Raw genomic sequence first — 8,572 nt, forward strand, 5'->3', positions numbered from 1 at the left:
TTTTCCTGTGTTTTGCTCGATCGCCATGCCGTCGGGGTGAGAAATGAGGCTGTAGCGAATGGTGTCGTTCTCGGCGTCGCTGGCGATTTTGATCAGTTTGCTGTCGAGTAGACTGTTAATCATGTGTTAAAATCTTGGTTGACGTGTCTTACGGAGTCAGTATGGATACCATTAAAAAATTCGTAAAAAAGACGACTTCTCCATCGACTCCTAGTTACACGTCTAAAAATAACGAACCAGATCATACGCAACTGCCGGAATCAGATGGAACCTTTGTGAAGAATTTTCAGGAACACCCACAAAGTTTGGTTTTAACCAGTTCTATCGAGCCAGTTTTACAGAAGTTGCATCCTGATGGGCAGTATTGTATTGGTCAGGATAGTGGTATTTACTGGAAATTGACTGAACCGCCCGAAAAGGGTGCAGAAGCACCTGATTGGTTTTATGTGGCAAATGTACCGCCACTTCTGAAAGGGAAATACCGTCGCTCTTATGTAATGTGGAAAGAGTTAGTTCCGCCTTTGCTGGCGATTGAGTTTGTCTCTGGAAATGGGTCTGAAGAGAGAGATGATTCGCCTCCTCCAGAAGATCCCAATGAGATTGACCCGAAAACTGGAGAGAGAAAGAAAGCTGGTAAGTTTTGGGTTTACGAGCAAGCGGTCAAAATCCCTTTTTATGCGATTTATGAGGAGAGCAAGGCTGCTGTTGAGGTTTATCAGCTTGTAAATCAGCGTTATCAACTGATAGAACCTAATGCTCGCGGTCATTTTTCGATTCCGCCGATGGGGGTTGAGATGGGTATTCAGTTTGGCAAGGAAGAAACACCTATCCCTTGGTTGCGGTTTTGGGATGCGGATGGGAATTTGCTTCTGACTGGTGATGAACGCGCTGTTGTTGAAATGCAGGCTAGGTTGCAGGCTGAGGTTGCTCAAAGGCAGGCGGAGTTGGTTGCTGTGCAGGAACGGCAACTTAAAGAGCAAGAGCGACAAAAAAATGAGAGGCTTTCAGCCTACTTGAGGTCAATGGGCATAAATCCTGATGAAATTTAGGGCGATCGGCGATCGCTTGCAAATTCATGCCCTCTGATCGCTACTATACCAACCATCAGGTAAATTAGGACATCAATTGTGAATTACCTTGCGTAGCAAGGCTTTTAAAAGCTAATCGCTAATAGCTGAATGCTAACCGCTACTAAATCCCAAAATCCTGATCGCTTGCAAATTTATGAAAAAATGCTGATCGCTTCTTATGGATCGATTTTCCCTTAAATGCGATAGCTTCTAAAGTTTTAGCGGAATTTTATCATCTCAAGGGCGATTGAGTTGAATGGAGATCTCTGGAATAATAGGATAGATTACAAGCAAATTTATTTGGTGCGTTTCATTTCATGAACGCACTCTACTCTACTGGTTCTTTTTTGGGAAGTTCAGATAGGAACTCTCAAATTGATGTGGTAAAAGAATAGAACCTATCCCCCATCCTTAGCCTTTTTTTTCCCTTTATCCCAAAAATCTTCTAGCCTAGGTGGAGAAATTAAGTATTCTTTCACATCTTCTAAAATGTCACTTGTTGTTCGCCCACTGAGCCAAGCTCTCACTCCTGCTCCAGCTACCTTAAAGCTGGTTACTAAAGCTGAAAAACGAGTTTTGTTCCCCTCACCTAGTAGGAACTCCCAACGATTTTGCCGTCCCCTTTGAAGAATATAACCTGAGCGCAATTCAGAATTAGCACCATAATCGTCCATGCCACGAACGGCTCGGTAAGATTCAAACCCATCTAAGTATGCATCTTGCAGAAAATCCAGCTTTTCAGCTTGTTCAGGTATTTGTCTCTCCTCCTCACTAACTGGGAACGGCCAATATTGATAATCATTTGTACTAGTCATGCTTAATCTCCAATTCTCGTCGCTATAATATTCCAACCTGATCCTTGTCCTTGTCGAGGAATTGTTTCAACTTGCCATGCCCCTCCCAGTCGTCTTGCCAAAGTTTTTTCATACAACTGAGAATTGAAATTTCCTGCTTCAATAGCACCGAGTATGCCATCAGAAGCGTTTCCATAAATTTTTGTAATTTTCTGTCCTGTAAAACGTTGAATTTCTCGTATATTATCGGCGACTTGGCGTACCGTGCCAGTTTCAATCCAAGCCATTTGCAAATGACCACCCTCCTCCAATCTTGCTGAAAACATTTCTTGTTGAGTGATGGGATCATACCTAGCAAAGGATCGTCCTGCGTTCGTTGGATCTTCCTCTACAACTTTGACTAGTCCTGAGCTACTGTCACAATTATTATGAACGAGAATGCCTAGATCAGAGACGAAGTAGGTATGGAAGCCTTCAACCTTGAAGTTGTAAACAGTGAAGTCACCCTCACGCTTATCCACACCATCAACATCAATAATTCTACCATCTTCAGTTTGCAACAAACTTCCAACATGAAGACCTTTAGCCTCCACCCAGCCCAGATCGGGAGTCCAGAATGGATGCTCACCTGTCGTTGAAATTACCTCACCATCAATGTAGATATCGACTAATGCCGTAGTGTGTCTGACAAAAGTCTCTAGAACCTGCTTCGACTCAATCTCCCCTGGAGTCGTCGGGTCATCAGCAATTACCCAATCACCAACCTGAATATCCTCAATATTCTTTTCACCTTCAATCGTGAGAATCTCTGTACCAGCGACAAAGCAATTACCCGTCTTAGTGACAGTATTTTTAGCCGCCATTACCCCATTAACAGACTCTGTACTACCCTTAACCGCTCTACTTCCTGAAATAAACTGCCTAACCCCTAATAGAGAGCCAGCAAAAGGAATATAGGCTAATAGATTCCATGCATCCTCTATTTCAAACTTGCCATTTTCCTGATAGCTATCATTAAGATTTTTAGTTGCTTTACCAGCACCATAGACACTTATTCCAGTCTCTACAGCACCTATAGATACGCCAATCCATTTCAAAGAACCAATAGAAGTACTTGCCCAAGTCGCCGCCCTCATGCCAACTAAGAACGACACTCCAATCCCCGTAATATTCCCCGCATTGAACAATACCGAATATTTAGGCTCAACCTTCTGACCAGAAGAAGCCTCATGAATATCCGTCAAAATTCCACCCGACACACCACTGGCAAACCCCGTACCCCAATCGCCAAACATCCTCAAAATCTGCTCCGCACTAGCACCAGTTGCCGCCGCAGTTAGAATAAAGACTGCACTAAAAGCGACACCCAGAACTAGAAAATAACGCTGTCAATGATGAAGCGATAATTTTGTGGGTGTAGCAATCCTAATTGCTTGCACTAGCTACTCCCTTCCCAGTCAAAAACTAGACCCTTGAGAAGCCACCTTTATCAATTTTCAGCTTTTAATATGTGTCTAATCTATAGGTGGGAAGGGAGTAGAATGTCTCCAATGGATAAATCTGAACTGCTTTTGTTTTACTTCTCTAGTTTTTAGGTTGCTCGTATGACTGATTTTGCGATTCGTATTCTTCACAAATTTTTACAGCAGCTTCTAGGTATCGATCTAGTAGACAACGATTGGATACATCAGGTAATAGTAATTCAACCGCCGATATGGCTTCCATTATTCCACCATGTTCTTTTTCCAATTTAAAAGCTGAGATAGACCACCACAGACGAGCTATTGCAGTTTGAACTTCTTCCCTTTCAGGTAAATACCATATTTCTTGACCAATTTCATCACATTGTAAAGGAGTTAGATCATTTTCCTTTGACAAAACCCGCTGAATATAATGATTAAGCTGGGAGAGTTTATCCGAATTAACCTCAGATGAATATATTTTTATGCATTCTATTGCCCATTGGATTGCCAAACTATAGTGATGTTTTTTTAGATTGAGTGCAATTGGATAAGCCCAAAGTATTCTTTTTTGAGTTATGTTTTGTTTTACAGTGTCAATTATTTGTTTCATGATTTTATATCTGCTAATCTAACAATGTGAGTACGGCGGGTTCTCCTATAACAGGTTCTGCAACACTCCATACATTACTAATTTTAGCTCCATTTGTATTGGGAGGAATCCATGCAGTAACTCCTAGTCTACCCCCTGGATCAATTCCCAAAGCTTCTTCCGCGACATCTATTGCAGTAACAAAGTTCGGATAATATTGATCTTTGGGTCTATTACCCCTTGGCACATTACGTCTTATGTGTTCATATAGTGTTTGGGGATCCGTAATATTTTCCCGTGTAACAAACGTACCTTCAGGGCGATTTAAATTAACCCGATTATCAGTGGTTGTATAAACACAAGTATTATGAACCAGAATCCCTAGTTCAGACACAAAATAAGTGTGAAATCCCTCTACATTAAAATTATAAACTTCAAACTGACCTTCTCTCTTCTCAATCTTGTCAATATCAATGACCCTACCATCTTCCGTTTGCAATAAACTGCCAACTTCTAAATCTTTCGCTTTGACCCATCCCTTATCTGCTACCCAGAATGGATGTTCACCTGTAGTTGAGATTACATCTCCTTCAATGTAGATCTCAACTAACGCTGTCGTTTCTCTAACAAAAGTATCTAGAACCTGTTTTGCTTCAATGTCTCCAGGAGTATTCGGGTCATCGGAAATCACCCAATCGCCAACCTTTATATCCTCAATATTCTTCTCACCCTCTGTCGTAAGAATTTTTGTGCCTGCCGCAAAGCAGTTACCCTTAGGTACTGGCTCCACGCTTGGCTCAAATACAGGCTCAGCCGAACTACGAACCCTCATTTGCCCCCAATCCTTGAGCTTGCCATTAATCGCCCTAGCATTACCCAAAAAAGTCCTTGCAGCAGGCGCAGCATAAGGCAGAAAAGGCAACAACAGAAACGCATCCTGCCACTCCAGACCAGCCAATCCTTTATCACGCACTCTACTACCAAAATCAAAAGCAGCAGTAAAAGTACCCCCCGCCGTATGAGCCGTCGCCAACCACTTAGCCGTTCCCATTCCGAAAGTTAAGTTTGCAGGAATCCGCATTCCAGTCAAAATGCTCACACTCGCCCCTGAAAGCATTCCCATATTCCACAGGAACCCTTGATGATTTTGACTCGCATCTTCTCCATACGCCCAATTGCGATATCTGGTGGATTGCCCAAAAGAAACCACATGAGCAAACCCAGCCACCCATTGATCCGCAAAATTCAACAAATCTTCAGGACTACTAGAAGCACCCGTTAAATAAGAAGCCCCAACATAACCCGCACTCGCACTTCCACTGATTAAAATGCCAGTAATCGCAATACCAGCCGCAAGTTCTCCAATAGAGAAATACCCCGAAGGATCGGTATACTTCACAGGATTATTATTCGCATAGACATAAGGATTTTGACTCATGGGATCGTCCATAAACCCACCAAACGCATCCTTCGAGATAAACCTTCCCAACATGGGATCGTAATACCTCGCCCTCAAATAATCCAAACCAGTCGCACTATCCCTCTGTTCACCTGCAAACTGCGTCGAATTGCCAAAAGTACCCGACTGCTCCAACGTCACCCCAAACGCATCATAAGCATATCTATCCGTAATCAAACCCACATTATCCGTCACCACCCTAGTCGAACCCAAACCATCCCCATGATAAAAACCCTCCAGACTATTCCGCCGAGACCTTACCAAACCAATCCCCTGCGTATAATCTGCCGTCACATTCCCATTCGCGTCATACTCCAACAACACCTCAGGCAAATCCCAAATAGGCGCAGTTAGATAATTTGTCTTGACCCCATCCGTCGTACTCGACACCCTACTTCCAAACGCATCATAAACAAAACTAGACTGCGAACTCACCCCAGCACTAGTCGAACTCACCCCAACCAAACGATTCTCACCATCATTCAGCCAATCATAGACAACACTCTTAGAACCATCACTCCGCAGCTTCAACGAACCATTACTGTCATAACTGAAACTCGTCACCTTCGTCCCAGCCGTCGTACTCGTCAGTCGATTATTCGCGTCGTACAAATAACTCGTCGCACCCTCCAACGTATCCGACTTACTCAACCGATTGCCCATCAGGTCATAGCTATAGCCAAACGTGCGATTTCCTGATACAGAATCCGTAATCTGCTCCTGCGTCAACCGATTCACGACATCGTAGGCATAATCCACCGTTCTACCCGTATTCTCCACCACCTTCGTGCGATTGCCCACACCATCCAGCGTATAGGTAAAACCAGAAAACACAGTCCCCGTCACATTCTTAGTCGTTAACTGCGTCAACCGATTTCTAGCATCATACAGTCGCGACTCCACCGAACCATCCGCCAACTTCGTTTGCGTGCGATTACCCACCAAATCGTAATCATAATCCGCCAGCAACCGCGAACCATCCTTCACCGTATCCAGACGATTGAGCGCATCGTAGCTGTAATTAATCGTCGCCGCCTGCGTCGTTACCGACGTAATATTATCCAACAAGTCATAACCATAGGTCACAGACTTCTGATCGGGCGTGAGCATCGTTTTAAGTCTGTCTCGTTGGTCGTAGGTATAGCTCGTGATACCTCTGCCATCCAAAACCGTCTTTAACTGCGAAGTCACCGAGTCGTAGGTATAAGCAACCGTAGAAATTCTTGAATCGGTAAACGTTTTATTCGCTAAACGCCCGATCGCATCGTAAGCATAATTAATACTATCGCCATTAAAATCAGTGGTTTTGGTGACTTGTCCGAACTTATCGTAAACCGTGAGATTCCGTTGACCCATCGCCAAGATTGTAGACGTGGAACGATTGAAAGCATCGTATTCGTACTTCGTCACATTTTGATTCGCATCGGTAACTTTTGTGAGTCGCGATAAATTGTCGTAGGTGTATTTGGTCTTAGCTTGATTGGCAAGTTCGACTTGCGTGAGTTGGCTGAGATTGTCATAGCTGTACTTGGTGCTATGGGAGTTCTCATCGGTAACTTGAGTCACGCGACCAAACTGGTCGTAAGCCATTAGCACCTTGTCATTATTGGCAAACTGCGTTTCGACCTTCTGTCCGTATTGGTCGTATTTGTAAATGACACTATGCCCGATCGCATCGGTAACTTTGACTAAATTACGGCGCTGGTCGTATTCAAACTCTGTGCGAGAGCGATCGGCGGCAATTACGGTTTTGACTTGGCTAAAAGCGTCGTATTCGTAGGTTGTGGTTTGATTGAGTTCGTTGGTTTCGGTCTTGACTCTTCCCAATTCATCGTAGGTGAGCTTGTAGCGCGAGTTGTCGAAGGCAATTACCTCTTGAACTCTGGCTTTGTCATCGTAGATATAGGTGGTAACGCGGTTTCGAGGATCGGTAATCGTTTCGATTTGTCCGCCTTGGTTGTAAGTATAGGTGGTGGTGTTACCGAGGATATCCTGCGATTTAATCAGTTGACCGTCGTTGTTGTAAAAAGACTTGGCTTCATTGCCAAAAATATCGCTTTGGGTTTTGACGCGACTTCCCAAGGTATAACTGGTTTTGATACGGGCATTATCATCCCAATCGTTGGGTGTGGTATCGGGAATGATGGTTTCGATTAAATGCCCTAATTCATCGTAGACATAACGAGTCTCTAGCCCAGTGGGTGAGATTTCGGCAATCAGATTGTTGTTCTGGTCGTACTTCTTAATAATTCTGGGATTGTCGCTGCTGTTGTTGGGCGTGTTATCGGGTGCGACGATCTCATCAATGCGGGTTACGACTGAACCGATTGTTGCGGCATTATTCCCAGAGGCTGTTCCTTGGAGGTCGTAATTGTAGGTGGTGACATTGCCAAACTCGTCGGTCGTTGACTTCATGCGTCCGAGTTTGTCGTAAGTCATGGCTTGACTTGTGCCGCGAGAGGTTCGGGTAGCGATCGTGCGTCCATTCTCGTCGTAGTCGTATTCCATTCCCAAAGTATAAATTTGTCCGTTTAGATTGAATGTGCTGGTGGCAGTTTCAATGCGACCGTTGAGGTCGTATTCAGCTTCAACCTTGTTACCCCGACTATCGACCATGACATTGGGGTTGCCAAATTGGTCGTAGTTATATTCTGTGACCTGTCCGTCGGGTGCGGTTTGAAAGCGCAATTGTCCGCGTGCGTTGTAGATATAGGTGGTTTTCAATCCATCTGTATCGATGCTTTCTACTAAGTTGCCGTGACTGTCATATTTGGCGCTGGTTGTTAAACCTGTTGGAGAAACTACGGTGGTAACGCGACCGTTGACGTCATAGGTCATGCGCGTGGTATTCCCTTTGGCATCGGTCATTGTTAACTGATTGCGATTGGAGTCATAGGTATAAGTTGTGGTGACACCATCTGGATCGGTTTCGCTGAGTAAATTGTTGTCGTCATCATAGGTTCTGGTAATCACGCCACCTTTGGCATCAATTTCTGTGAGAACGTTTCCGCGAGTATCGTAGAAATATGTCGTGGAGTAACCGCGTGCATCGGTAACAATCTGTTTGGAAGCATTGGGGTCGTAAGCCATTTCCACGGGATTACCGTTGACGTCATAGATGTACTTCAACCTTCCCTGCGCGTCATACTCATTCTTCACCCCAGATCTTCCCAAAGGATCGACAATCTCCGTCAAGA

At 44.2% G+C, this 8,572-nt stretch carries 5 protein-coding genes; 1 reads left to right on the forward strand and 4 read right to left on the reverse strand.

Annotated features, from left to right (window positions below; genetic code table 11):
* Window positions 1-161: 161 nt before the first annotated feature.
* A complete protein-coding gene (locus tag V2H45_RS23670) occupies window positions 162-1,049 on the forward strand; it encodes a Uma2 family endonuclease (protein ID WP_330486158.1) in 888 nt (295 codons plus the stop codon).
* A 419-nt stretch (window positions 1,050-1,468) separates the two neighbouring features.
* On the opposite strand, the gene V2H45_RS23675 is transcribed toward V2H45_RS23670, so the two are convergent.
* The 4 genes from V2H45_RS23675 to V2H45_RS23690 all read right to left on the reverse strand — a co-directional run bounded on the left by V2H45_RS23675 (window position 1,469) and on the right by V2H45_RS23690 (window position 8,549).
* Window positions 1,469-1,885 (reverse strand): hypothetical protein, encoded by a 417-nt coding sequence (locus tag V2H45_RS23675; protein ID WP_330486159.1) that lies wholly within the window; start codon window positions 1,883-1,885, stop codon window positions 1,469-1,471.
* A 2-nt stretch (window positions 1,886-1,887) separates the two neighbouring features.
* The gene (locus V2H45_RS23680; RefSeq protein ID WP_330486160.1) at window positions 1,888-3,159 is read right to left on the reverse strand and encodes a polymorphic toxin-type HINT domain-containing protein; all 1,272 of its coding nucleotides are present in this window, start codon (window positions 3,157-3,159) and stop codon (window positions 1,888-1,890) included.
* Window positions 3,160-3,448: 289 nt separating this feature from the next.
* Entirely contained in the window at window positions 3,449-3,937 is a 489-nt protein-coding gene (locus V2H45_RS23685; protein WP_330486161.1) for a hypothetical protein, read from the reverse strand.
* Between the two features lie 13 nt (window positions 3,938-3,950).
* Window positions 3,951-8,549, reverse strand: coding sequence for a polymorphic toxin-type HINT domain-containing protein (locus tag V2H45_RS23690; RefSeq protein WP_330486162.1), 4,599 nt, complete (start codon window positions 8,547-8,549; stop codon window positions 3,951-3,953).
* Window positions 8,550-8,572: the final 23 nt, after the last annotated feature.

This window comes from Tumidithrix elongata BACA0141 (assembly GCF_036349135.1).
Taxonomy (GTDB): Bacteria; Cyanobacteriota; Cyanobacteriia; order Pseudanabaenales; family Pseudanabaenaceae; genus Tumidithrix; species Tumidithrix elongata.